The sequence below is a fragment of the Streptomyces sp. H39-C1 genome, assembly GCF_027158125.1.
GTDB classification, from domain to species: Bacteria; Actinomycetota; Actinomycetes; order Streptomycetales; family Streptomycetaceae; genus Actinacidiphila; species Actinacidiphila fildesensis.
The window spans coordinates 1-21,766 of sequence record NZ_JAPVLS010000089.1 but is presented as its reverse complement, the minus strand read 5'-3'; the positions used below and the strand labels follow the sequence as shown (position 1 = coordinate 21,766).

Below are 21,766 nucleotides of genomic sequence, written 5' to 3'. Positions count from 1 at the left end.
ATCCAGCCGCCCCAGACGCACGCTGGTGCTGGCGGCCACGCTCGGCGCCGCCCTCGCGTTCGGCGCCCCGGGCGCCCTCGCGGGCTCCCTCCCCGTCGCCCCCTCCACCGCGCCGGCCGCCAAGGCCCACGCTCCGGCCGCCGTGCCGGCTTCCCAGAGTGCGGCCTGGGTGGCCGGCACGCGTGCCTACCTCGTGATCACCGCCCCCGGTGACAGTTCGGCGGTCCGCTCCGCGATCGCGGCCAACGGCGGCACCGTCTTCTCGAACTACGACGCCATCGGCGTGATCGTCGCCCACTCGGCGTCCAGCGGATTCGCCGCCACCATGCGCGGCGTCGCCGGCGTGCAGCAGGTCGGCGCCACGCGCACCTCGGACGTCCCAGCCGACGCCTACAACCCGGCGCTCCCGGCCAATCCGGCTCAGGCCTCGACCCCGGCCGGAGAACCGGTCCGGGCCGACATGAGCCAGATCAAGGCCGACCAGGCCTGGGCCGTGAACCTGGGCTCCGCCTCAGTCAAGGTCGGCATCCTGGACACCGGTGTGGACGACCAGCACCAGGACCTGGCGCCCAACTTCGACGCGGCCGACTCGGTCTCCTGCGCCTACGGCAAGCCCGACACCCGTGCCGGCGCCTGGCGGGACGTCGACACGCACGGCACCCACGTAGCGGGCACCATCGCCGCGGCCAAGAACGGCAAGGGCGTCGTCGGCGTCGCCCCCGGGGTGACGATCTCCGCGGTCCGGGTCGCCGAGCCGGGCAACTCCTTCTTCTTCGCCGAGAACACCATCTGCGGCTTCGTCTGGGCCGGTGACCACGGCTTCAAGGTCACCAATAACAGCTATTACACGGACCCGTGGCAGTTCAACTGCCCGGACAACATCGACCAGGCCGCCATCATCGAGGGCGTCAAGCGCGCCCAGGAGTACGCCGAGGGCAAGGGCTCCCTCCAGATCGCCGCCGCGGGCAACGAGAACTACGATCTCGCCCACAAGACGACCGACTCCGCGAGCCCGAACGACTCGACACCGGTCACCCGCACCATCACCAACGCCTGCCTCGACATCCCGACCGAGCTGCCGGGCGTGGTCACGGTCGCGGCCAACGGCACGGGCGTCACCAAGGCCTCGTTCTCCAACTACGGCCAGAGCGTCATCGACGTCGCGGCGCCGGGCAGCAACGTGTACTCCACCGTCCCCGGCGGCGGCTACGGCAGCAAGAGCGGCACCTCGATGGCCACCCCGCACGTCGTCGGCGTGGCGGCACTCATCGCCAGCGCCAACCCGGGCATCACCCCGGCGCAGATCCGCGCCAAGCTGGCCGCCCAGGCCAACGACATCGCCTGCCCCTCGGACGGCCGCTGCACGGGCACGACGGCCAACAACTCGTTCTTCGGCGAGGGACAGGCCGACGCCCTCAAGGCCGTCGGGACCACCCCGCCGCCCGGCAAGTACTTCGAGAACCTCGCGGACTTCTCCATCAACGACAACGCGACCGTGGAGAGCCCGATCGCCGTCACCGGCGTGACCGGCAACGCCCCAGCCACCCTCAAGGTGGGTGTGGACATCAAGCACACCTACATCGGTGACCTGAAGGTCGACCTGGTGGCGCCGGACGGCAGCGTCTACACGCTGCACAACCACGCCGGCGGCAGCGCCGACAACATCGCCCAGACCTACACCGTGAACGCCTCCTCGGAGGTCGCGAACGGCACCTGGAAGCTGCGCGTCAACGACAACGCCGCCTCCGACACAGGCAAGATCGACGCCTGGAACCTGACCTTCTAGCGCAGGGCCCGGCAACGCCCGCGTACAGCACGCACTGCGCCGGCGACAGCTCCGCGGACAAGGCGGGCTGCGGTCCTTTCGGCCATGGCTGCGAACTGCTGGGCGGCAGAGGGCACATGGGCCTCGGCGGCGGTGTACGCCGCGGTCGGGGCCTGTGGGGCTCGGAAAGTCATCGCTGCACGTCAGCCCGCGTACCGGTACTCGTTGAGGATGCCCCGAGAATGCGGGTGCGCAGGAGCCTGCGGCCTTCGAGGTCGTGGACGGGGGCGGTCTGCTGATCCGCGTCGGGCGGTAGCTGTTGGCGGGCTCGGTGGGGCCGCTGTCCGTTGTAGTGCTGCTGGTAGGCGTTCAGGATTTGTCGGGCGTGGGCCTCGCACGTGATCGGAATGTGGTCGAGTACCTCGCGCCGGATACTGCCGATCACCCGTTCGCAGTGCGCGTTCATTCGAGGCGCCCGCGGGGCGCTCAAGACCACGTCCAGGTCCTCGGACTCGAAAACGGCGTCGAAGGCTGGGCCGTACTTGCCGTCGCGGTCGCGCAGCAGGAACCTCAGCGACTCCATGCGCGTGCCCAGATCGGCGGCCACGTTGCGCGCCTGCTGGGTGGCCCAGTCCCGCGTGGGATGGGCGGTGACACCGGTGAGTTGCAGGCGCGGCGTGCCGTGTTCGAGAAACGCCAGGGCATACAACCTGTGGCCCAGCGCGGTGTCCACGTGCAAGAAGTCGACCGCGACGATGCCCTCGGCCTGGGCTGCCAGGAATTGCCGCCAGGTCGGGCCGGAGCGGCACGGGCCGGGTCGATCCCCGTCGCGTGCAGGATCTCCCACACGGTGGACGCGGCGATCGGATGTCCGAGCCGTGCCAGCTCGCCCTGGATCCCCCTGTGTCCCCAACGCGGGTTCTCCCGCGCCAGCCGCAGTACGAGCTTCCTGAGCACGGCGGCAGTCCGCGGGCGACCGGTACGGCCGGGACGTGCGGAGTAGTCCCACTTCGCGGCGATCAGCGGCGGTGCCAGGCGGGGGTCACCGGGAAAACTCCGCACCAGCGGTGACGGGGTATCAGTGCGGACAGCGCCGCCGGGCCTTGGGTCAAGGCCCGTTCCAGCGCACGAACTCGGGTTCCCCGCGCAGGCTGAACGGCGGGCCGGCCAGCCCACGCAGCAGGAGTAACACGGTCAGGGCCCAGATACCGACGCGATAGAGCCAGTGCGGGCCGAGTTCCGGAGTGAAGTCGGCGAGGGCGAGCAGGCAGTAAGCCGCGCCCAGCAGACCGGACCCGACCAGTAGGCAGGCCGGTTTGGGCGGCATGCCAGCCCTCCGTAGACGAAGCGGCCCAACTCCGGATAGGAGCGGGCCGGCCAGGGAGTGAGCGCCCACACCACGTGCAGTGTGCCGACCGCGGTCAGGGCCACCGCGGCAATCATGGTCGTGCCGTCACGCCACATCGGCGTGCTCCTTGCCCTGGCGGGCCGTCACCAGGGCCAAGACGCCGATCGCGATCAGCAGCCACGCGCCGGACGCGGGCTCCAGCAGTGCGATCGGTATCCCGAGCCCCAGCAGGATCCATCCGGTCTCGACGGGTACCTTCCCGGTGCGCATCACGGATGTGCGGGTGAGGATGCCGAGGCCGAAGAGGGCTATTCCGCCGATCATGAACCAGAGGGTCGCCACACGGGCGTCGTTGCCCGCGCCCACGGTGTTCCATAGGCCGTCGGAGAAGATGCCCCGCCACCTCGAGTTGGCTGCGGCCCCCACCATGTGGACGGTGGCGCCAGCGAGAATCAGGCGGGGAACCCAACGCGCGAGCCGCGCGGACTCGGGTATGCGGGGAGTCGAACGGGCCGGGGTGCTCATTTCGGTGTGATCCTCTCTACAGTGCCAGGGGCTGGGCGGCTGCCCGCGTTGGTCATGCTGCGGACCACCAGGTGATGGAAGGGACGGATGAGATTGAAGTAGAGCGGACCGGTCCAGCGGCGGTAGCGCACGATCGTGACCACCTCGAACCTGGTGCGACCACCTGCCGACGGCCCAGCGAGGACAGCGAGATACCCGATCAGATGCGTGTCGGCTGACTCCAGGACGATGAACCGGTCCTCGGCGGCGGCGCTGACGGTGAAGAACGCGACCTTGTCGCCCGGTGTGAAGGAGATATCCTCGGGTCGCAACGGCACGCCGGCCGGGACGCCCGATTCACGCAGCCGCAGCAGCCGGGCGACGACCGCCCTGCCGCGAAACAGGGTCCTCATCCAGGCGGGCCGTCGCCCCATGGCCGCTGCGAGGAACCCGCGAAGAGTGGACTCGCACTCGGCTGCCTTCACATCGACGTGGTCGGCGTCGGCGAGCAGAGACGCCAGCTCGGGCACGGTGCCAATGAGGCTCACGGCGCACTCTCCTCGATGGCCGAGGCGTACGAGGTGGGCCGATCCAGCAGAGCGAGCATCGCCTCGTACAGGCCGCGCAGCTGCGCGCCCGGAAGCGGGGGCATCAGGTGCGCCGCCCCAATCCACATCACGTACAGAAGCGTGGCCATCTGTTCCGGTTGGGGGTGCCCGGCCTCATGGCAGAGATCGCGCAGATAGGCGATCCGAGTCGCGTCCACGCGTCCCTGGACCGAAGCCGCTTCAGGGTCCTGTTTCGCCCAGGCCCGCATGGCGATCTCCAGATCCGGACCGGTGTCCTTGATCGCCTCCACGACGAGCCGGCCCAGCCGCTCCCGCGCGGGCAGCTCGGCGAGCGCCTGCACCGCATCGATGATCGCCGTGGTGTGTTCAACCTCGAAGTGGGAGAGCAAGCCGCGCCGATACTTCGGCATCGACCCGAAGTGGTGGTAGAAGGAACCCTTTGACATGCCCATCCGCTCGCACAGCCGGTCCAGGGTCACCGCCGGGGCTCCCTGTTCGGCCAGCAACGCCAACCCCTCGGCCAGCCACGCCGGCTTTCCCGCGCTCATCATGATCCCTCACTCCATACCAGAAAGTTTGGTATGGAAAGAGTAGCAGAGGAGCTCCCTGTCCGAGTGAGCTAGCTCTGACCAGGGGACAAGCAGGCTGAACGCCAAGAACCATCAACGGTGAATCCAGATACCTCCACACAGAGGAACTGCCGCTGAGGGTTCCGGGCATGACGCTGCCGGCGGCGCACTGTCACCGAGATGCTCACCGGCGCGGGTCTGTCCCGCCTCTGGCCGCACCGCCGCGCGCACGCCTTCTTCGAGGAAATCGGAGCGGTTGTGCGTGCATGGGAAGCTGCGACGGCGTCGCTCCAAGATCACGGTTTGCAACAAGGTCGAGTTGATGTGCGGCGATCATGAGTTCGCGTTCGACGGTCTTCCCGACGTCGTAGCGGGGCGCCCGGTGAGGGTTCGAGGATCCGGTGAACGTCCGGTGCCCGTGCCGTTGGATGAACACGGGTCGGGAGAGCAGGCGGGCGCGGATGTTCCTGAACCCCGACGGAACCAAGCCGGGGTCTGCTGCTCCGCCTTGACCGGTTCTCCCAGGGACGCCGGAGGGTCTCCCGCGACTGGCCAGGCGCGCTGGAGCTGGGTGCGTCGGACATCCGATACAAGTTCTCCCCCGTATGGGGAACAGGTCATCCTGCGTGCTGATGTGCGACGACCTGCGCCTCAGCACGATGGAACGCATGCTGAAGATCGACGCGCTGCCCCAGGTTCCGCGTTGGGCTGTCCTCGCCGCCCACGCCGTACCCCTCGTTACCCTGCCGTCCGGCCTGTGGCGGATCGCCCAAGTTTCCGGGCTCCCGGTGGCCGAGCAGTCGGGCCGGAACGGCCGCGAGGTGGTGTTGGCCGTCTCGCTGACCGTGATATCCGAAGGCCTCGCCCTGCTCGCACTCGGGTTGGTGCGACCTTGGGGCGAGATGGCACCCCGCTGGCTCCCGCTCATCGGCGGGCGGCGAGTGCGTACGCTCGCGGCGGTGGTCCCGGCGCTGCTCGGGGCGGCGGCGCTGTGCACGATAGGAGGCTGGTTCGCCTGCTCCCAGGCGGCAGGCCTGATCGCGCGCGTCACGCAGACGCCAGCCCAGCAAGTGCTCCTCGTGGCTTGCTACTCTCCGCTGCTGGCCTGGGGGCCCCTCCTGGCGGCCACGACGGTCGCGTACTACCGGCGCAGGACGACCGTGCTGTAGAGCGAAGGATCCTAGGACGCGTTGCTCATTTCGCAGTCGGAGCCGATCAGGTTGACCTTCCCGGTCTTGGGGACCGTCGCTGTTTCGGCGCAGGTGAAGGTCATGGTGAGGTCCCTTGCCGTTGAGCCGACCCAGGCGCGCGCCTCGTTGTGGGGCTCGATCGTGAGGTAGCCGCCAGGCGGCGCGGATGCGATCGTCATGGAGTTCAGCAACCGGCTCCTCAGTGTCGAGGAAACGCGGGACGTCGTCATCGCTTCCGAGTAGGGCGACTCGTGCTGCCGCCTTGACTGCTGGGCCGCCCTCGCTCCAGAGCTCAACTACCCGGCCCCGGTCCGTCAGGGGGGTGGCATCGACAGGGTCCACGGGGTACGGCGGCTCGTCGGCCATCGCAGGGGGAGTGGTCCCCAAAAGCCCTACGACAAGGGACAGTGGCAACAGTGCGAGGCTGAGGTTTTGCACCACGCGCGATGCCCTTCCCGGACGGATTGTCCGGGGCTCTACTTTTCTCACGGTGACTCATCTCACTGACCGGCAGTCAATTGCTGCCAGGGGCTGTGCGTCGGCGCCGCAACCGCCTTCGCTGACCTGCTCCACGACTATTTGCGGGTGCTGGGCCCCGCCGTTGTAGTGGGGGCCACCGAGGTGTCGGGCTGACGGTAGGCAGCGATCGCGCCCTCCACGTCGCCGTGCTCCTCACGTATTTCGGCCAAACGCTGCGCGGCGTGTCCGTGGTCCTCGGGCTCCGCGTACGCGAGCAGTTCCTCGATCCGGTTGTGCGTGGCCAGCGGATCGGCGACCTGGTCGCGACTGTTGACAGAGGTGACGTGCCGGGTACGCAGCAGGGCGATCGCGTCATTGGTGCGGTCCTGGCGTTCCCGGATCGTGGTAAGCAGGGCGAGCGCAGTGTCGGCGTCGAGGCCGCGGCCGCACCACGGCGTGTCGCATCGGTGGTCGGTCGGGATCCAGGTGGTCAGCAGCGAGGCGGCGAGGAATCAGTCTTCGACGACGGGGCACAGCAGCTCGAATGCCTCGGCGCCACGGTCGTGGCGGGCGAGCAGGCGCCCCACGAAGGCGAGGGCCATCCGGTCGCCGGCCTGCGCGCACGAGGTAGACGGCGCTGGGGTCGGGCCTGATTCCGTACGCCTCGCTGAAAGCCGCGGTTCGTAGGCGGCTACCAACGCCCGCCTGCCCGCGAGCCACCTTCGAGCCTCCCTCGGCGAATGCCGGAGCGGCGTTTGCATGCGCATGGCCTTCCCCGTCTTCGCCCGCGTCGTCATCCCGATCCCGGGCGCCAAGTCGGCCGCCCAGCCCCTCGGCATCCCGGTCCGCTGCGGCGGTGTGGATGTACACCCAAGCGACGTCGTCGTCGCGGACGAGGAGGTCATGGTCGTCGTACCGGCCGCCCGCCGGGACGAGAACCTGGGCGCTGCCCGGGCGAAGCTCGCCAAGGAGGCCGGGGAGTTCCTCGACGTGTGGGAGGGGGCCCACCGAGCCCGTATCGAGAAGGCCATCGGAGAGCGGATGGACATGCCGCGCCAGGACGACTGATCGGTAGACGCCGTATTCGACTTCCGTTCACCTGTCCGTTCCCGGTGAGACGCGCGCTGCGAGCAGGCTGCTTCGGCACGGTCGAATTCACCGAGGAGACAGATGAAAAGAAGGTCGTTTGCAGCCGTGGGCCTGGCTCTGGCGCTCAGCGCGATATCGGCCACCGCCATGACGGCGAACGCGACCGCCTCCGGGGCCGGGGCCGGGGCCCGTGCGCCGTTCACGCTCGCCGTGTACGGCGACGCCCCGTACGGCACCTCGCCGACCGACACCTCCGAGTTCGACGCGACGCCGGCGTTCATCGCCAACGTCAACGCCGACCCGGACATCAGCACCGTGATCCATGTCGGCGACATCCACTCCGGCAAGCAGTACTGCACCGCCGCTTACGACCAGTCCGTCGCCGCGCTGTGGAAGACCTTCGCGGATCCGATGGTCTACACCCCCGGCGACAACGAGTGGGCCGACTGTCACAAGGCCAAGGAGGGCGGCGGCACGTACAACCCGCTCACCGGGAAGATCGACTACGTACTCGATCCGGCCACCGGCCATTCAGTGGACTACGCTTCCGGCAACCCGGCCGCGAACCTGGATCTGGTCCGCAAGACGTTCTTCCCCAAGCCGGGCCACACCCTCGGCAGCGGGACGCTGCGCGTCCTGTCGCAGGCGCAGCTGCCGAACTGGGCGCACCCCGAGGACGCCAAGTACGTGGAGAACGTGCTCTGGGTCAAAAACGGCACCCTGTTCGCGACGGTCAACGTGCCCGGCGGCTCCAACAACGACGCTGACCCCTGGTACGGCGCGCCGACGGCCTCACGGCAGCAGCTCGACGAGGCCGCCCAGCGCACCGCGGCCGACCTGCGCTGGCTGGACACCGCATTCGCACTCGCCAAGGCCGGCGGCATGTCCAGCGTCGTCGTCACCACCCAGGCCGACATGTGGGACGTAGACGGCAAGACGGCCGACCACGTGGCGAACTACGAGCCGGTCGTCTCCAGTCTCGCCAGGCACACCGCCGCCTTCGGCAAGCCGGTGCTCCTGCTCGTCGGCGACTCGCACGTCTACCGCTCGGACAACCCGCTCACCCAGGGCGCGCCTTGCACGGGTGACGAGGACGTCTGCGCGTACGACGCATGGAACAGCCACCCCGGCTACGCCGTCCCGAACTTCCACCGCATCGTCGTGCACGGAAGCACCACACCCCTGGAATGGCTGAAGCTGACCGTCACCCCAGGAGCCCACAACCCGACGACGTCCACCTCGTTCGGCCCGTTCACCTGGACCCGCATCACCGAGAGCTGAACAGCAAGCCCGGAGCTGAACAGCAAGACCAGCGGCGGCCCGAGGATTACCTCGGGCCGTCACTGCCATGCGGAGTCAAGCGGCGCGAGCCGGGCGTAGAGCCCGTACGCTGTGGGCCACACCACGCTGACACTGTTCCCGATGCACAGGGTCGCCATGTGCTCGGGCAAGGCATCGGGTACGAGCAGCGTCATGCCGTACGCGTCGAAGAGCCGTCGGATATCCAGGAGCGTTGAGAGGCAGCTTCGGATCGACAGCGTCTACGAGGGCGACTCCTACCGCAGCATCGAGCTGTTCGATCCAGACGGACAGCGTCGCAGCGAGGTGAAGACCAGCCTGGACCGCGTCGCCCGGCTGATCGAGGGAGATACCCATGGCCGCCGTGAAGCGCTCCGTCTCCTCACGGAAACGGGCGACTTCACTACGAGCCGCGATCTCACGGGCCTTCCGCCTTACAGGGTCTTCGCCATCCGGCGCGATGGGGAGCAGTTCGATCAACAAAGGATCGCTATCCATGGCGCCACCGAGGGCAGCAGGATCCGGGTGACGCTGCCCCGGGGTACGGACTGAACCGGACCGACAGTCACCCGGCCGTGCGCCTGATCGTGCTGATCCCCGACCGCCGGGACAGAGGCGTGCAAGGCGCTGGATGTAGGAGGTGGTTGTCTCCCACTGCAGGGGGGCCGCACGCCAGGAGCTGGGGTTCTGGTGCGACCCGACGCCAACGGATTTAGCACTCGTTCCGGGATGAAACACCGGGAGAAAACGACCTCGAAGAGGGAGCGTCCCGAAGCGGCGGAAACCTCGAGGGGCTGAGTACCGGTGCGGGACCCGCCGGCGGACCGGCCGTAGTAGTGATGAAGTCCCTGTAATGGGGGCGGAGCGAAGGGGCCGGGTCATCCGTGGCTGTGTTCGTTCGATCAACCAGGTGTTCCCTGGGAGGAGTCGCATGGGCGAGCCGAAGTTGGCAGAAAAGCCGTTACCCCGGGTACACCGGACCAGGCGTCCGGCACCTGACCAGGAACGAAATCCGGTCCCGAGGACGGCCGGCGTTCATGACGGGGCTCCTGGCCTACGGGTTGGCATACGGCGGCGACCGCTACTGCTCGGTGGGGCCCAGGTCCGGGGTCGGGCGCAGCTCGACGGTACGGGGGCGGTGGGCGGCGTGCAGTTCGAGCACGACGATCTCGTTGGCGCCTGCCCGCAGCACCGGCTTCGGCACGTACAGCGACCCCTGTGGGCCGCGCGACCAGTAGCGGCCCAGGGCGAAACCGTTGACCCAGGCGTTGCCCTTCGTCCAGCCGCGCAGGTGGAGGAAGGTGTCGGCCGGCTCGGCGAGGTCGACGGTGCCGCGGTGGAAGGTGGGCCCGGTCGGCGTCGTGGTGGTGTTGGTGAACGGCAGCTGCGTCAGGGAGGTCAGCGGCAGGGGCCGGCTGCACCACCCGGTCAGTGCGGATCCGTCCAGGAGGATGGCGCCGAGCAGTCCTTTGCGGTCGTGGATGCCCGGCCCGTAGTTGACTCGCCCCTGGTTCTCCACCAGCACGCTCAGTACGGTGCCCGCGCGCGGCACGGTGAAGGCGATGGCCCGCTCGTGGTTCTCGCGCTCCAGCACCCCGATGGGCAGGCCGTCGAGGAACACCTGGGCGCGGTCGCGCACCTGCTCCACTTCCAGCAGTACCGGTCCTGCCGCGGGCAGCGCGGTCTCGTACAGTACGAATCCGAAGTCCTGCCCGAGCTCCTCCATCGTCAGTGGCCGCTCGGACGCCACCGCGTCACCCAGATCGGCAGCGCACGCGAGCAGGGAGGCGCTGTCGGTGAGCGCGATGGTGTGGGGGGCGAGTTTGGCCCCGGGGTGGGGGACGGGCTCGGCGGGGACCGGCGCGTACTTGGCGAGGACCCGGCGGAACGCGGTGAATTTCTCGGTGGGGTCACCGGCCTCGTCCAGCGGTGCGTCGTAGTCGTAGGAGGTGATGGTCGGCCGGTAGGTGTGTTTGTCGTTGGCGCCGTTGGTGAAGCCGAAGTTGGTGCCGCCGTGGAACATGTAGAAGTTCACCGAGGCCCCGGTCGCGAGCAGTTCGTCCAGCTCCTGGGCGGCCTGGGCCGGGTCGCGGATGACGTGGTGGGCGCCCCAGCGGTCGAACCAGCCGTTCCAGAACTCGGCGCACAGCAGCGGGCCGGCCGGCTGGTGTGCGCGCAGGGCGGCCAGGCTCTGCGCCGAGCGGCTGCCGAAATTGGCTGTCGCGAGCACGCCCGGCAAGGCGCCCCGCTCCAGGTCGGCGGGCTGGTCACAGGTGAACAGCGGCACGTCGACACCGCACCGGCGGAGCGTGGCGGCTAGGTGCTCCAGATAGGCGGTGTCGTCGCCGTAGGCCCCGTACTCGTTCTCCACCTGCACCGCCAGCACCGGGCCGCCGCGGGTGGCCAGGTAGGGCTGCAGGGGGGTGAGGAGCTGGGCGAGGTAGCGGTCCAGCGCGGACAGGAACCGGGGGTCCCGGCTGCGCAGGGCGATGTCCGGCTCGGCCAGCAGCCAGGACGGCAGGCCGCCGCCCTCCCACTCGGCGCAGATGTACGGGCCCGGCCTGAGCAGTACGTGCAGCCCCTCGGCCGCGGCCAGGTCGAGGAAGGCCGGCAGGTCCAGTTCGCCGTCCATCCGGAAGGAGTCCGGGCGCGGCTCGTGCAGGTTCCACGGCACGTACGTCTCGACGGTGTTGAGGCCCATCAGGCGGGCCTTGTGCAGCCGGTCCGCCCACTGCGCGGGGTGGACGCGGAAGTAGTGCAGTCCTCCGGACAGGATTTGGAAGGGTGCGCCGTCGAGCCGAAACCCGCTGTCGTCGAAGTCAAGAACGGGCATGTGCGAGTGCTCCTGTGCTGAAGGGGGAGTGTGAGGTGGGGCGGTGCCGGCCTCGAAGAGGCGGGTGGGCCGGCCAGCCGCGCGGAGGGCTCCCGCGCGGCCGGCCGGGTACCCGTACGCGCCGGCAATCTGTTACGCCGCGGAACTGCTGGGCCGGTGAACTGCTAGAGGGTCTGCCACTTCTGGTTGTCGCCCGCCCAGCAGTCGTAGAGCTGGCCTTGGGCGGTGGTCTGGTCCAGGTCGAGGCAGCGGCCCGACTGGACGCCGCGGATCGTGCCGTCCGAGGAGAACGTCCACTTCTGGTTCGCGCCGCCGTTGCAGTCGTAGATGCCGACCGCGCTGCCGTTGGCCGTCGCCTGGCCGCCGACGTCCAGGCACTTCTCGCCGTTGTAGACGGTGAGCTGTCCCGACGGCGTCCTGGTCCACTTCTGGTTGTCGCCGCCGTTGCAGGTCCACGCCATGACCTGGGTGCTGTTGGTATGGGTGGCGCCGGGGACGTCGAGGCAGCGGTTGGTGCCGCTGAGGCTGTGCAGGGCGCCCGTGTGCGCGCCGGGATCCAGGCCCCAGGCGTACTTGAGCCGGTCGATGCCGCTGATGTTGCGGACGCCCAGCGACAGGTTGGTGCCGCTGCCCTGAAGGGCGAACAGGGAGTAGTAGTCGTAAGTGGGCCGCTCGTTGTGCGGGCCACCGAGGGCAGGCCAGTAGACCGCGCCCACGCCGAGGGCGCGGACGGTGTCGGTGTCGGCACGCAGGTAGCGGATGAAGTTGTCGGTGCTGGTGGTGGTGTTGTAGTTCAGGCCGTCGTCCATCGGCGCGCCGAACTCGTCCAGGACGGTGCGTGAGGCGCAAGGGCCGATGCCGTCCTTGAAGTGGGCGACCCATTGGTCGTAGGTCTTGGCGGCGCTCATGAAGGCGTAGTGGTGGTAGGAGAGGTAGGTCCCGTCCAGGCGGCTGTCGCCGCACACGGGCTTGACGTCACCGTTGTAGCCGACACCGCTGATGAAGATCCGGCCCCGGGGGACCGAGGGGCGGTCGGCGAGCCAGGTGGCGGCGACGTTCGTCCACTCGGTGGCGTCGTAGCCGTGGGGCTCGTTCATCGGCTCGAAGTAGACCAGGCCGTTGGAGCCGTACTTGGCGACAACGGTGTTCCACATGGCGTTGCAGGCGGCCATGTCGACGATCCGGCCGTTGGAGGACGCCCCGTCCTCCCAGTAGGACAGGACGACCTTGAAGCCCTTGGCGGTCGCGGAGTCGATGGCGCCGGTGTAGGCGTTCCACCAGGCGGTGCCGACGGATTTGGTGTTGACCGGCAGGCGGACGGTGTTGGCGCCGAGGGTGGCCTTCAAGCCGTTGTAGACGGCGTCCGCCTTGGCCTTGACGGTGGCGTAGCTGTCGGTGACGTTCAGTCCTTCGAGGACGACGGGTCCGTCGACGTAATTGTCGCCCGGGCGGGCCCAGTTCACGCCCTGGAACTGTGCGGCGGCGAACGGCGGGGTGTCGGCTGCGGCCGGGGAGGCGTCGGTCAGGGCGGTGAGCGGTGCGAACAGAGCGGCGCCCAGCAGACAGGCCAGGACGCGGTGGACGGTGCGGGACGGGGAGGGGTGGGGCATGGCTTTCCCTTTCTGTGAGGCAGTACCTCGGGGCAGGCACGACGACGAGCAGGAGGAAGCGCATGGCGATGCCGGGGCGCGGTCCGGTGGGCCGGGAGCGGGGCCCCGCCGCCGGTCGGGTGCACGTCGGCGGGGCGGGCATGCGCGGATGATCGCGCGCCGGGGTCTACTTGACGGTGAAGCCCTGGTCCTTGGCGTACTTGAGGGAGGCCTCCTGCCAGGCCTTCAGCCCGCTGTCCAAGGTGGTGCCGCTGACGTACGCCTTGCCGACGGTGTCGTTGAAGACGCTGTTGGCGTAGACCTGGAAGGGCAGGTAGGACCAGCCGGGGGCGACTTGGGTCGCCGACTGCGCGAGTACCTGGTTGATCTTCTGGTTGCCGAAGTACGGGTCTTGCTTGTCCAGGAAGGCGGGGGAGTTGAGCTGCTTGGTGGTGGCGGGGAACGCGCCTGCGTCGACGCGGCTCTGCGCGCCCGCGTCGACGGTGGCGTACTGCAGGAAGGCGTAGGCGAGTTTCTTGTTGGCGCTCGCCTCGGTGAGGGCCAGCGAACTGCCGCCGTTCTCGGCGGTGACCTTGGCCCCGCTCTGCCACTGCGGCATGGGCGCGACACGCCACTTGCCGGTGCCGCCCTTGACACCGGATTCGAGGGGGCCGGGCATCCAGGCGCCGGTGACGAGCGAGGCGATGCTGCCGTCGCCCAGCCCCTGGTACCAGGCGTCGCTCCAGGCGGTGACCGGGGAGAGGAGCTTGCCGCTGACGAGCTGCTGCCAGGCGGCGGTGAACTTCTTGGTGCCGGCCTCGTCGAAGTTCACGCCGACCTGGGTGCCGTCGACGGTGTAGGGCTTGCCGCCGGCCTGCCAGATCATGCTGGTGGCGAATCCGGCGTCGCCGGTGTCACTGGCGAGATACGCCTTGGGGTCGGCCGCGTGCAGCTTCTTGGCTGCGGCGAGGTACTCGTCCCACGTCGTCGGCACCGCGATCTTGTACTTGTCGAAGACCTCCTTGTTGTAGAACAGGGCCATCGGGCCGGAGTCCATCGGCAGGCCGTACACGCCCTTGGCGCCGGCGTGGACGGAGCCCCACGGGCCAGGGGTGAAGCTGGAGTTGAGCTGGTCGGCGCCGAACGCCGTGAGGTCGGCGACGGACTTGGCGAGCGTGAACTGCGGCAGGGCGTAGTACTCGATCTGCGCGAGGTCGGGGACGCCCTTTCCGGCCTTGACCGCGTTCTGCAGCGCGGTGTACTCGTCCTTGTTGGTGCCGGCGTTGACCAGCTTGACCGTGACCTTGGGGTACTTGGCCTGGAAGTCGGTGACGACCTTCTGCAGAGTCGGCTCCCAGGCCCACACCGTGATGCTGCCGCCGGTGTCCAGGGCGGCCTGGAGATCGGCGGCGGACGCGGGCTGCGCGCCGCCCGAGTCCTTGGAGTCGGAGGAGCCGCAGGCGGTCGCGGTGAGAGCGACCGACAGGGCGGCCGCGCCCAGCAGGAGGGCGCGACGGCGGGCTATCGCCATGAGGGTGTTCCTTTTCATGAGGGTGTCTTCAGACGTGGATCGGGGTGCGGGGGAGAGGGGTGAGTGGGGCCGTGCGCCGGTCAGCCCTTGACGCTTCCGGCGGCCAGGCCCGACTGCCAGTACCGCTGCAGCAGCAGGAACGCCGCGATCAGGGGCACGATGGTCAGGAGCGATCCGGTGATCACGAGGTTGAACACCACGTCCCCACCGACGGTGGCGGCCTGGGCGTTCCAGCTGTTGAGGCCAAGGGTCAACGGATACCAGTCGGGGTCCTTCAGCATGATCAGCGGCAGGAAGTAGTTGTTCCAGGTCGCGACCACGTTGAAGAGCAGGACGGTGACCATGCCGGGTGCCAGCATCGGCATGCTGATCGAGAAGAACGCGCGGAACTCGCCGGCACCGTCGACCCGGGCCGACTCGAGGATCTCCTTCGGGACGGCGTCAGTGGCGAAGGTCCACATCAGGTACAGGCCGAACGGCGAGATCAGCGACGGGATGATGATCGCCCACGGGGTGTCGGTCAGTCCCAGCTCGGAGAACATCAGGAACGTGGGGACCGCCAGCGCCGTGCCGGGCACGGCAACCGCTCCGATGACGGTGGCGAACACGGCCCGCTTGCCGACGAAGTCGAACTTGGCCAGCCCGTACCCGGCGAGCGTGGCGAGCAAGGTCGCGCCACCCGCACCGACCACCACGTACAGCAGGGTGTTGAGCAGCCAGCGGGTGAAGATCCCGTCGTTGTAGGTGAAGGTGTCGGCGATGTTGCCGAACAGGGCGAAGTCACCGTCGAGCCACAGGCCGAAGGAGTTGAACAGCCCCTGCTGCGTCTTGGTGGCGTTGATCGCCAGCCAGGCCAGCGGCAGCAGCGTGTAGATCAGCATGATCGCCGTCAGGGCGGTCAGGGTGGCGCTGCGCCGCTTGTGGCGTGAGGTGCTGCGGGTGGCGCGGAGCGTGAGCGGGCCGGAGCGGGTACCGGGGCGCCGTGCCGGGCGGGGTGTGTGCCGCAGGCGGGGAGTGGTGGTCGCCATGGTCAGAGTTCCTTCCGCATGCCGCGCAGCTGGACGGCGTAGGCGATGATCATCGTGATCACGCCCATGACGATGGCGATGGTCGCCGCGTAGTTGAACTGCTGCCCGGCGAAGGACAGGGAGAAGGCGTACAGGTTCGGGGTGAAGTCGGACGTGATCGCGTTCGGCGCCAGGTTCTTGAGGATGCTCGGCTCGTTGAACAGCTGGAAGCTCCCGATGATCGAGAAGATCGTCGCGATGATCAGGGCCCCGCGCAGCGCCGGGAGCTTGATCGCCCGGATGATCCGCAACTGTCCCGCTCCGTCGATCTCCGCGGCCTCGTAGAGCGCCGGGTTCACCGTCCGCAGTGCCGAGTAGAGGATCAGCATGTTGTAGCCCACGAACTGCCAGGTCACGATGTTGCCGATGGACGCGAGGACCAGGTCGGGCGAGAGCGGGTCCGGGAGGGTGATCCCGAACGCGTCGTTGAGATTGCCGACCAGGCCGAAGCGCGTGCCGTACATGAAGCCCCACATGAGTGTGGCGACAACGGCCGGCACCGCGTAGGGCAGGAACACCGCGATCCGGAAGAAGCTCGATCCGTACAGGCGGCCGCTGTCGATGGCCAGCGCGAGCAGGAGCGCGAGGAACAGCATGATCGGCACCTGCACGGCCAGGAAGGCCGCCACCCGGCCGAAGGACGACCAGAACTGCGCGTCGCCGAACGCCTCGGTGTAGTTGTCGGCGCCGACGAAGCTGGTTCCGCCGATCAGCCGGGTGCGGAACAGGCTCAGGTAGATCGAGTATCCGATCGGGGCGAGGAAGACCAGGGCGAACACCGCCATGAACGGACCGACGAACTGCCAGCCGGTCCACGACCGCCGTTCGGGGGCCGATGGCCTCGCGGCGGGTCGCGCCCCCGCCTCTGGTACTGCGGCCACCATGTCGCTCCTTGCTCCTCGCTGCTGGGACACCGACCTGTCCGGACGATGGGTGTTTACGTAAACATCGTGCCGAACACAAGGCGCCGACCCGATCCGTGCAGGGAGGCCGAGCGGGCCGGGCAGCGCGATGTTTACGTAAACTTGTGCGGTAGCGTGGCACCCGTCACGCCGATCGGTCAAGGTTTCGCGGACGTTACGTTTCCGCTGGCCGCACTGGCCGGCGACGGGCGGACGGACAGGAGTGAAGGGGTGATGGACCTGAGTGAGCGGGGAGCACAAGATCCTGTTCCTGCCGGCGGCGCGCAGCGCGGCGGCTCGGGCATACCGGGCGGACGCCGCAAGCAGCGCGTGTCCATGGCCGACGTCGCGCAGCGCGCGGGCGTGTCGTCCCAGACCGTGTCGCGGGTGTCCAACGGCCACCCCGGCGTCATCGGCTCGACCCGCGAGCAGGTACTCACAGCCATGCGCGAACTGGGCTACCGCCCCAACAGCGCGGCACGCGCCCTGCGGTACGGACAGTTCAACACCATCGGCGTGATCCTCCACGGCCTGTCCACCACCGGTAACAGCAACACCGTGGAGGCGATCGCGACCCAGGCCGCCGCCGAGGGATACGCCATCACTCTGATCCCCGTCGACATCCCGACCCAGGACAACGTGCTGGGCGCCTTCACGCGGATGGGCGAACTGGCCGTCGACGCCGTCATCGTGTTCATGGAGATCCACCTGCTCGACGCCGGCACCGTGGCGCTGCCGCCCGGCGTGCCCGTGGTCGTCGTGGACTCCGACGCCGGAGACCGCTACCCCGTCGTCGACACCGACCAGACGGGCGGCGCCCGGCGTGCCGTCAGCCATCTGCTCGACCTCGGCCACGCGACCGTCTGGCACGTGACCGGCCCGGAGTCGTCGTACGCGAGCGAGCGGCGCGCCCGGGCGTGGCGGACGGTCCTGGAGGACGCTGGCCGGCCGGTGCCGCCGCCCCTGCGGGGCGACTGGTCGGCCGCTTCGGGCTACGCGGCCGGCCTCGCGCTCGCCGAAGAGCCGCAGTGCACCGCGGTGTTCGCCGCCAACGACCAGATGGCCCTCGGCCTGCTGCGCGCCTTCCACGAACGAGGCAGGGCTGTCCCCGGCGACATCAGCGTGGTCGGGTTCGACGACATCCCCGACGCGGCTCACTTCATTCCGCCCCTGACCACGGTGCACCAGGACTTCGCCGAGGTCGGCCGGCGCAGCGTCCAGGAGGTCCTGCGCCAGATCCGCGAACACGACGTCCCGCGCTCGGGCACCGACATCGTCTCGACGCGCCTGACGGTCCGGGACAGCACGGCGCCGCCGTCCCGGCCCGCATAGCGGGTGGCTTTGACGCCGGCCTGCTTCAATGCGGTGACCTGGGCGGTCAGATCCTGATCGGTCGGCTTGATCTTCTGCTCGACGATGCTCAGCTTGTGCTGCCGCGCGGCGTAGGTGGCTCCGGCGAGGGCGTTCTCACCGTATTCGCCTTCGAAGTAGACATGGCCGATCTTGTCGCCCGGCTGCAGCTTGGCCGTACGGACGAGGAAGTCGACGCCGTTGACCATGTCGATGTCGTAGGCGGCGGCGGTCTGGGCGATGGGGTGCTGCACGGTGAGGACTCCTCAATGCCGCTCCGGCTGAGGGCCGTGGACGAGGTGATCAGGACTGCGGTCAGCGCGGCGGGCATCGACCCGGCGCAGGGCCGTCCGACCGTCGTGGCCGACGCCCAATCGAACAGGACGGGCTGGATGGCCGTCCGCGAGAAGACCGCCGCACAGTCGGAGATGAACGCGATCTGCGCCGACCTGGAGCGCCAGGGCTGGACGCTGAACCCGAACGGCGACCGCCCCGACGCCTCCCGCAGCTACAAGCGCGGGGGTTGGTACCTGCTGGTGAGCACGCGCGGGAAGACCCAGGTGCCGTCCACCACTTCCGCCTTGACCGACTCGCAGACCTACCTGACTCTGGCCGGGCTCCAGCTGAACCTTTCCGACATACCCCTCCCCGAGATCACCGTCCGTATCGGCTGACCCCTCGCAGAGAAGCCCACACCGTCTTCCGGGGACACCCCGGTGTCCTGGGCCCGGCCGAGTTGGCGGGCCCTGTGCGGGAGCGCATGTCCCACCTGTAGCCGCGCCCGGCATAGCGACGTCGCTGCTTTCGTCGCTGCGGCAGACCCGGATGAAGGGCACCTCGATGCTTGGGTCGATGCGCGGCTTGGCCCGGTGGTTGAACAGCCAGGCGACCTCGGGATGGTTGGGGGAGTAGCGGACCCTCCCAGAGCCCCTGCTGCGCTGGGAGCCCGCAGGGCCCGCGGATCGCACCGAGGAATGCTCCTACGGCTCGTCTGCCACCGGCGGTTCCAACGCCGCTGACTTCGCCCGCCGTACGGACGTCGTCGGCGGCGATGTCAGCGCGGCCGTGCAGTAGTGGCTGTTGGATCGACTTCGATCCCGACGTGCTGGCCGCCTACCGGCCCACTGGAAAGGGCCGAGTCGAGCGCCAGGTCCTGTTCGTCCGCGACCACGTCTTGGCCGGACGCGCCTTCTCCTCGATCGAGGAACTGGACTCCGCATTCACTGCCTGGGTTCCGCTGCGGCGGGCCGAAGTCCACGGCACCCACGGCGAGGTCATCGGTCTGCGGGCGGTCCGCGAACACATGGCTCTCCGCCCACTGCCGGCCACTCCATACGTGGTCGCCCAGCGGCACCTCCGCTACGTCGGCAAGGACTGCCTCGTCGCCTTCGAAGCGAACCTCTACTCCGTGCCGGCTCTATGGATCCGCCCGCGGCAGCTGGTCGAGATCCGAGCCACGAAGTCCCAGGTCACCCTGCATGCCACCACACCCAACCGCCAGGGGGAGACTCTGCTGGCCACCCATCCGCGGGCAGTTGGCCGCGGGGCCCGGGTCGTGGACGGGCGGCACTGGGACGGTCTGCCCACCGGAGCCGGCCGCCGCGTCACAGCGGGCGGAGACGTGCCCGCACCCCGCCGACAGGACGGCGTGTCAGAGGCGGGATCGCTGTGGGCCTTGTTGAACCGGGCCGCGGCCACCCAAGTCGAGGTCGGCCGCAGACCGGTGTCGATCTATGACGAGCTGACCGGAACACCCGCCCCTTCACACCCACCAGACCACGAAGGAATCGTCTTGAGCGAGCTGGTCTCCACCCGCATCCGCAACACGGCCGCCAAGCTGGGCCTGCCCCACCTGGCCGAGGCCCTGACCCAGTACGCGCAGCGGGCCGACGAGGCCAAGATGGGCTACCTCGACTTCATCGACCTGGTCCCCTCCGAAGAACTCGCCGTCCTCGATGGACCACAGGGCGTCGACTCGACCAGGGCCTTGGCCGCGGACCACGGTGGTACGGCGAATGCAGGGGCGTCCCGGGCGGTCCCCCGGTATGGTCGGCGGTCCGGGGCGCTGGCGGGTTTCCGGATGCCGAATCCCTACCGGTTCCAGGAGTGCTCCGTGTCTCACGATGTCTCAGGCGACGCCCAGGTCACACTGATCTCCATCGGCCGGTCGGAGCCGGAAGCCTGGGAGGTCCAGCGCCAGCGCCGGAAGATCGTCGGCGGCGTGATCGCCCTGATAGCAGTGGCCGGCGCCATCGGATGGGTGGTGGTCACCGGGAACGAGGATTTCAAGGCGGTCAAGCACACGGCCGTGCTTCCGGACGGATTCGGCGCTTACACCGCTTCGAGGCCCGGCACGCCCGAACAGGCCGGGCTGAGGAGCTCGAACACGGACCCCAACAAAGGCTATGCAACGGTTAGTTACGGCACGGCCGACGGCAAGGGGCTCGTCATCGAAGTCACTCTGGATCCCGCATTCGCGCAAGAGCCGGGAGAGGCGATCCAAGAACTCGCCGTGCTTTTCGGAACGAAGGTCGACAGCACGACCGTGAAGGAGTACGGCGCGGGTTCCGTGGGCGGAAAGATCCTCTGCGTTGACATGAGAACAGCCGCTAAAGCGGTCACCCAGTGCGTCTGGCACGACAAGTCCGCGAATGTCACGCTGTCGTCCCTACGCGACCATCACACCGTGATCTCCGCCGACGCGCCCGACGACCTCCGCGCCTTCATCAATGCTCTGCGACTCACGGTGAAGTAACTCATGGCATTCGGGCATGCGACTTCGTCTCTGTCCGAGCCGGGGGTTCCGCTACATGGACGCCGACGGGCGCCCGGTCACTGGTCCCGTCCGGGGTCGATGCCAGTATCGCGGCAGCGCGGTGGAGCGGCAGTCCGCCGCGGTGCGGGAGCTGTCTCGCTGGGCGTTCCCCGAGCCCGACGTCGTCCCGGACGATGCGCCGGCCTCGATCGAGCAGGCACGCGCATAAGAGCTTGCAGATCATTAACACGTCGTCTTGATCTTGGTTGCGGGCTCGCCGGTCAGGGTGAGGACGCGGGCTTGGAGAACGGCGAGGGTCGCGGGTGGGGCTGCTGCGGGCGGGATGGTGATCCTGTGCGCCTTGATCAGTTTCCTGTTCTTGAGGAGGGTGCGGTGCATGGCCGTGCGGCTGCTGCCGAACAGTACGGCCAGGGGTTCCGCGGCTAGCGCGACCCGCAGGTGAAGCACGGTGGCCAGGACTTGTTCGGGGAAGGTGAGCCGGGGTGGACGGCCGGTTTGGGTATCACCGTCAGGAGCCAACGTTGTGGTGAGTTCGTCCAGTTGGGGGCGGGTCATCCCGGTCAGGGCGGGATCAGAGAGCAGGGCCTGGTCCCACTTCGAGGCGGGTTCTTGCGGGGTTCGCGCCGCTGGGACGGTGGGGCAGGGCTGGGGGTGGAGGTCATAGTTCCAGTCACCGTGGAACGTGTGCCGGACCAGCGGCAGGGCGGCCATCTCCGCGTCGCCGATCTTCACGCCGGTGGGGTAGCTGTTGGTGTCGAGGGCGGCCTTCACGCGTAACCCGGTGGGGGTGGTGGTCGCCGCGATGCTGTTCACGATGACTTCGTGGCTGGTCAGCGGGCGGCCACGCCAGTTCATGGTGATGTGCGAGAAGAGTCGGTGCTCGATCTTGTTCCACTTCGATGTGCCGGGACAATGCCGTTGCTTGA

At 68.8% G+C, this 21,766-nt stretch carries 18 protein-coding genes and 6 pseudogenes; 10 read left to right on the top strand and 14 right to left on the bottom strand.

Translation table 11 applies throughout. The annotated features are described in order from the left end of the window. Positions 1 to 25: 25 nt before the first annotated feature. Positions 26 to 1,786 (top strand): S8 family peptidase, encoded by a 1,761-nt coding sequence (locus O3W51_RS38690; RefSeq protein WP_198359367.1) that lies wholly within the window; start codon positions 26 to 28, stop codon positions 1,784 to 1,786. Positions 1,787 to 1,968: 182 nt separating this feature from the next. On the opposite strand, the pseudogene O3W51_RS38685 reads toward O3W51_RS38690, so the two are convergent. The 5 genes and pseudogenes from O3W51_RS38685 to O3W51_RS38665 form a co-directional block, all read right to left on the bottom strand. Further along, positions 1,969 to 2,889: pseudogene (locus O3W51_RS38685) on the bottom strand (integrase core domain-containing protein). After that, positions 2,874 to 3,092, bottom strand: coding sequence for a DUF3995 domain-containing protein (locus O3W51_RS38680; protein WP_138358784.1), 219 nt, complete (start codon positions 3,090 to 3,092; stop codon positions 2,874 to 2,876). Before O3W51_RS38680 ends, O3W51_RS38685 begins: the two are co-directional and overlap by 16 nt. A 126-nt stretch (positions 3,093 to 3,218) precedes the next feature. Further along, the gene (locus tag O3W51_RS38675; RefSeq protein WP_210340064.1) at positions 3,219 to 3,638 is read right to left on the bottom strand and encodes a DUF6463 family protein; all 420 of its coding nucleotides are present in this window, start codon (positions 3,636 to 3,638) and stop codon (positions 3,219 to 3,221) included. After that, positions 3,635 to 4,165: a DUF2867 domain-containing protein gene (locus O3W51_RS38670; RefSeq protein ID WP_269288619.1), complete on the bottom strand. Its 531-nt coding sequence runs from the start codon at positions 4,163 to 4,165 to the stop codon at positions 3,635 to 3,637. Before O3W51_RS38670 ends, O3W51_RS38675 begins: the two co-directional genes overlap by 4 nt. Then, complete coding sequence (locus O3W51_RS38665) at positions 4,162 to 4,734, bottom strand: TetR/AcrR family transcriptional regulator (RefSeq protein ID WP_269288624.1); 573 nt, start codon at positions 4,732 to 4,734, stop codon at positions 4,162 to 4,164. The genes O3W51_RS38670 and O3W51_RS38665 overlap by 4 nt, the downstream gene beginning before the upstream one ends. A 689-nt stretch (positions 4,735 to 5,423) precedes the next feature. Here O3W51_RS38665 and O3W51_RS38660 point away from each other — a divergent pair. Further along, positions 5,424 to 5,924 (top strand): hypothetical protein, encoded by a 501-nt coding sequence (locus O3W51_RS38660; RefSeq protein ID WP_138358788.1) that lies wholly within the window; start codon positions 5,424 to 5,426, stop codon positions 5,922 to 5,924. A gap of 11 nt (positions 5,925 to 5,935) precedes the next feature. On the opposite strand, the gene O3W51_RS38655 is transcribed toward O3W51_RS38660, so the two are convergent. Together O3W51_RS38655 and O3W51_RS38650 are read right to left on the bottom strand one after the other, a co-directional pair. Next, positions 5,936 to 6,124 (bottom strand): hypothetical protein, encoded by a 189-nt coding sequence (locus tag O3W51_RS38655; protein WP_138358778.1) that lies wholly within the window; start codon positions 6,122 to 6,124, stop codon positions 5,936 to 5,938. Between the two features lie 25 nt (positions 6,125 to 6,149). Beyond that, positions 6,150 to 6,311, bottom strand: a pseudogene (locus O3W51_RS38650) (ALF repeat-containing protein); the annotation flags it as partial. A gap of 299 nt (positions 6,312 to 6,610) precedes the next feature. On the opposite strand from O3W51_RS38650, the gene O3W51_RS38645 reads away from it, so the two are divergent. The 4 genes and pseudogenes from O3W51_RS38645 (at position 6,611) to O3W51_RS38630 (ending at position 9,344) form a co-directional block, all read left to right on the top strand. After that, the gene (locus tag O3W51_RS38645) at positions 6,611 to 7,057 is read left to right on the top strand and encodes a hypothetical protein (RefSeq protein WP_187145209.1); all 447 of its coding nucleotides are present in this window, start codon (positions 6,611 to 6,613) and stop codon (positions 7,055 to 7,057) included. 115 nt (positions 7,058 to 7,172) lie between these two features. Continuing rightward, positions 7,173 to 7,472 (top strand): annotated as a pseudogene (locus O3W51_RS38640) (RraA family protein); the annotation flags it as partial. Between the two features lie 126 nt (positions 7,473 to 7,598). Beyond that, positions 7,599 to 8,774: a hypothetical protein gene (locus tag O3W51_RS38635; protein ID WP_138358774.1), complete on the top strand. Its 1,176-nt coding sequence runs from the start codon at positions 7,599 to 7,601 to the stop codon at positions 8,772 to 8,774. A gap of 111 nt (positions 8,775 to 8,885) precedes the next feature. Then, positions 8,886 to 9,344: a DUF6042 family protein gene (locus tag O3W51_RS38630; RefSeq protein WP_138358772.1), complete on the top strand. Its 459-nt coding sequence runs from the start codon at positions 8,886 to 8,888 to the stop codon at positions 9,342 to 9,344. 529 nt (positions 9,345 to 9,873) lie between these two features. Here O3W51_RS38630 and O3W51_RS38625 read toward each other — a convergent pair. From O3W51_RS38625 to O3W51_RS38605, 5 genes are all read right to left on the bottom strand, one after another. Continuing rightward, the gene (locus O3W51_RS38625; protein ID WP_138358770.1) at positions 9,874 to 11,625 is read right to left on the bottom strand and encodes a glycoside hydrolase family 35 protein; all 1,752 of its coding nucleotides are present in this window, start codon (positions 11,623 to 11,625) and stop codon (positions 9,874 to 9,876) included. Positions 11,626 to 11,789: 164 nt separating this feature from the next. Continuing rightward, on the bottom strand, positions 11,790 to 13,235 hold the full coding sequence (locus O3W51_RS38620; protein WP_138358768.1) for a ricin-type beta-trefoil lectin domain protein: 1,446 nt from the start codon (positions 13,233 to 13,235) through the stop codon (positions 11,790 to 11,792). Between the two features lie 166 nt (positions 13,236 to 13,401). Next, entirely contained in the window at positions 13,402 to 14,745 is a 1,344-nt protein-coding gene (locus O3W51_RS38615; RefSeq protein WP_198359366.1) for an extracellular solute-binding protein, read from the bottom strand. Between the two features lie 80 nt (positions 14,746 to 14,825). Continuing rightward, a complete protein-coding gene (locus O3W51_RS38610; RefSeq protein ID WP_138358764.1) occupies positions 14,826 to 15,773 on the bottom strand; it encodes a carbohydrate ABC transporter permease in 948 nt (315 codons plus the stop codon). Positions 15,774 to 15,775: 2 nt separating this feature from the next. Next, positions 15,776 to 16,693 carry a carbohydrate ABC transporter permease gene (locus O3W51_RS38605; protein WP_244809744.1) on the bottom strand — a complete coding sequence of 306 codons (918 nt, stop codon included), beginning with the start codon at positions 16,691 to 16,693 and terminating at the stop codon, positions 15,776 to 15,778. Between the two features lie 255 nt (positions 16,694 to 16,948). Here O3W51_RS38605 and O3W51_RS38600 point away from each other — a divergent pair, with 255 nt between their 5' ends. Further along, the gene (locus tag O3W51_RS38600) at positions 16,949 to 18,046 is read left to right on the top strand and encodes a LacI family DNA-binding transcriptional regulator (protein WP_232486201.1); all 1,098 of its coding nucleotides are present in this window, start codon (positions 16,949 to 16,951) and stop codon (positions 18,044 to 18,046) included. Between the two features lie 5 nt (positions 18,047 to 18,051). Here O3W51_RS38600 and O3W51_RS38595 read toward each other — a convergent pair. After that, positions 18,052 to 18,291: pseudogene (locus O3W51_RS38595) on the bottom strand (ABC transporter substrate-binding protein); the annotation flags it as partial. A 42-nt stretch (positions 18,292 to 18,333) separates the two neighbouring features. On the opposite strand from O3W51_RS38595, the gene O3W51_RS38590 reads away from it, so the two are divergent. The 3 genes and pseudogenes from O3W51_RS38590 to O3W51_RS48600 form a co-directional block, all read left to right on the top strand. Next, a complete protein-coding gene (locus O3W51_RS38590) occupies positions 18,334 to 18,738 on the top strand; it encodes a hypothetical protein (RefSeq protein WP_138358760.1) in 405 nt (134 codons plus the stop codon). Positions 18,739 to 19,115: 377 nt separating this feature from the next. Beyond that, positions 19,116 to 19,565: pseudogene (locus tag O3W51_RS49065) on the top strand (Mu transposase domain-containing protein); the annotation flags it as partial. A 291-nt stretch (positions 19,566 to 19,856) separates the two neighbouring features. Continuing rightward, positions 19,857 to 20,021, top strand: a pseudogene (locus tag O3W51_RS48600) (ATP-binding protein); the annotation flags it as partial. Positions 20,022 to 21,062: 1,041 nt separating this feature from the next. Here the strand turns inward: O3W51_RS48600 and O3W51_RS38580 are convergent. Next, the coding region (locus O3W51_RS38580; protein ID WP_417792616.1) for an ISAzo13-like element transposase-related protein at positions 21,063 to 21,766 on the bottom strand (704 nt) is incomplete at its 5' end.

What these genes read in the sequence shown, in the direction of transcription:
- O3W51_RS38655 (WP_138358778.1), bottom strand. Translation starts at nt 6,124, where the DNA reads ATGACGATCGCATCCGCGCCGCCTGGCGGCTACCTCACGATCGAGCCC.
- O3W51_RS38680 (WP_138358784.1), bottom strand. Translation starts at nt 3,092, where the DNA reads ATGCCGCCCAAACCGGCCTGCCTACTGGTCGGGTCCGGTCTGCTGGGC.
- O3W51_RS38600 (WP_232486201.1), top strand. Translation starts at nt 16,949, where the DNA reads ATGGACCTGAGTGAGCGGGGAGCACAAGATCCTGTTCCTGCCGGCGGC.
- O3W51_RS38625 (WP_138358770.1), bottom strand. Translation starts at nt 11,625, where the DNA reads ATGCCCGTTCTTGACTTCGACGACAGCGGGTTTCGGCTCGACGGCGCA.
- O3W51_RS38665 (WP_269288624.1), bottom strand. Translation starts at nt 4,734, where the DNA reads ATGAGCGCGGGAAAGCCGGCGTGGCTGGCCGAGGGGTTGGCGTTGCTG.
- O3W51_RS38620 (WP_138358768.1), bottom strand. Translation starts at nt 13,235, where the DNA reads ATGCCCCACCCCTCCCCGTCCCGCACCGTCCACCGCGTCCTGGCCTGT.
- O3W51_RS38675 (WP_210340064.1), bottom strand. Translation starts at nt 3,638, where the DNA reads ATGAGCACCCCGGCCCGTTCGACTCCCCGCATACCCGAGTCCGCGCGG.
- O3W51_RS38615 (WP_198359366.1), bottom strand. Translation starts at nt 14,745, where the DNA reads ATGGCGATAGCCCGCCGTCGCGCCCTCCTGCTGGGCGCGGCCGCCCTG.
- O3W51_RS38590 (WP_138358760.1), top strand. Translation starts at nt 18,334, where the DNA reads ATGCCGCTCCGGCTGAGGGCCGTGGACGAGGTGATCAGGACTGCGGTC.
- O3W51_RS38660 (WP_138358788.1), top strand. Translation starts at nt 5,424, where the DNA reads ATGCTGAAGATCGACGCGCTGCCCCAGGTTCCGCGTTGGGCTGTCCTC.
- O3W51_RS38610 (WP_138358764.1), bottom strand. Translation starts at nt 15,773, where the DNA reads ATGGCGACCACCACTCCCCGCCTGCGGCACACACCCCGCCCGGCACGG.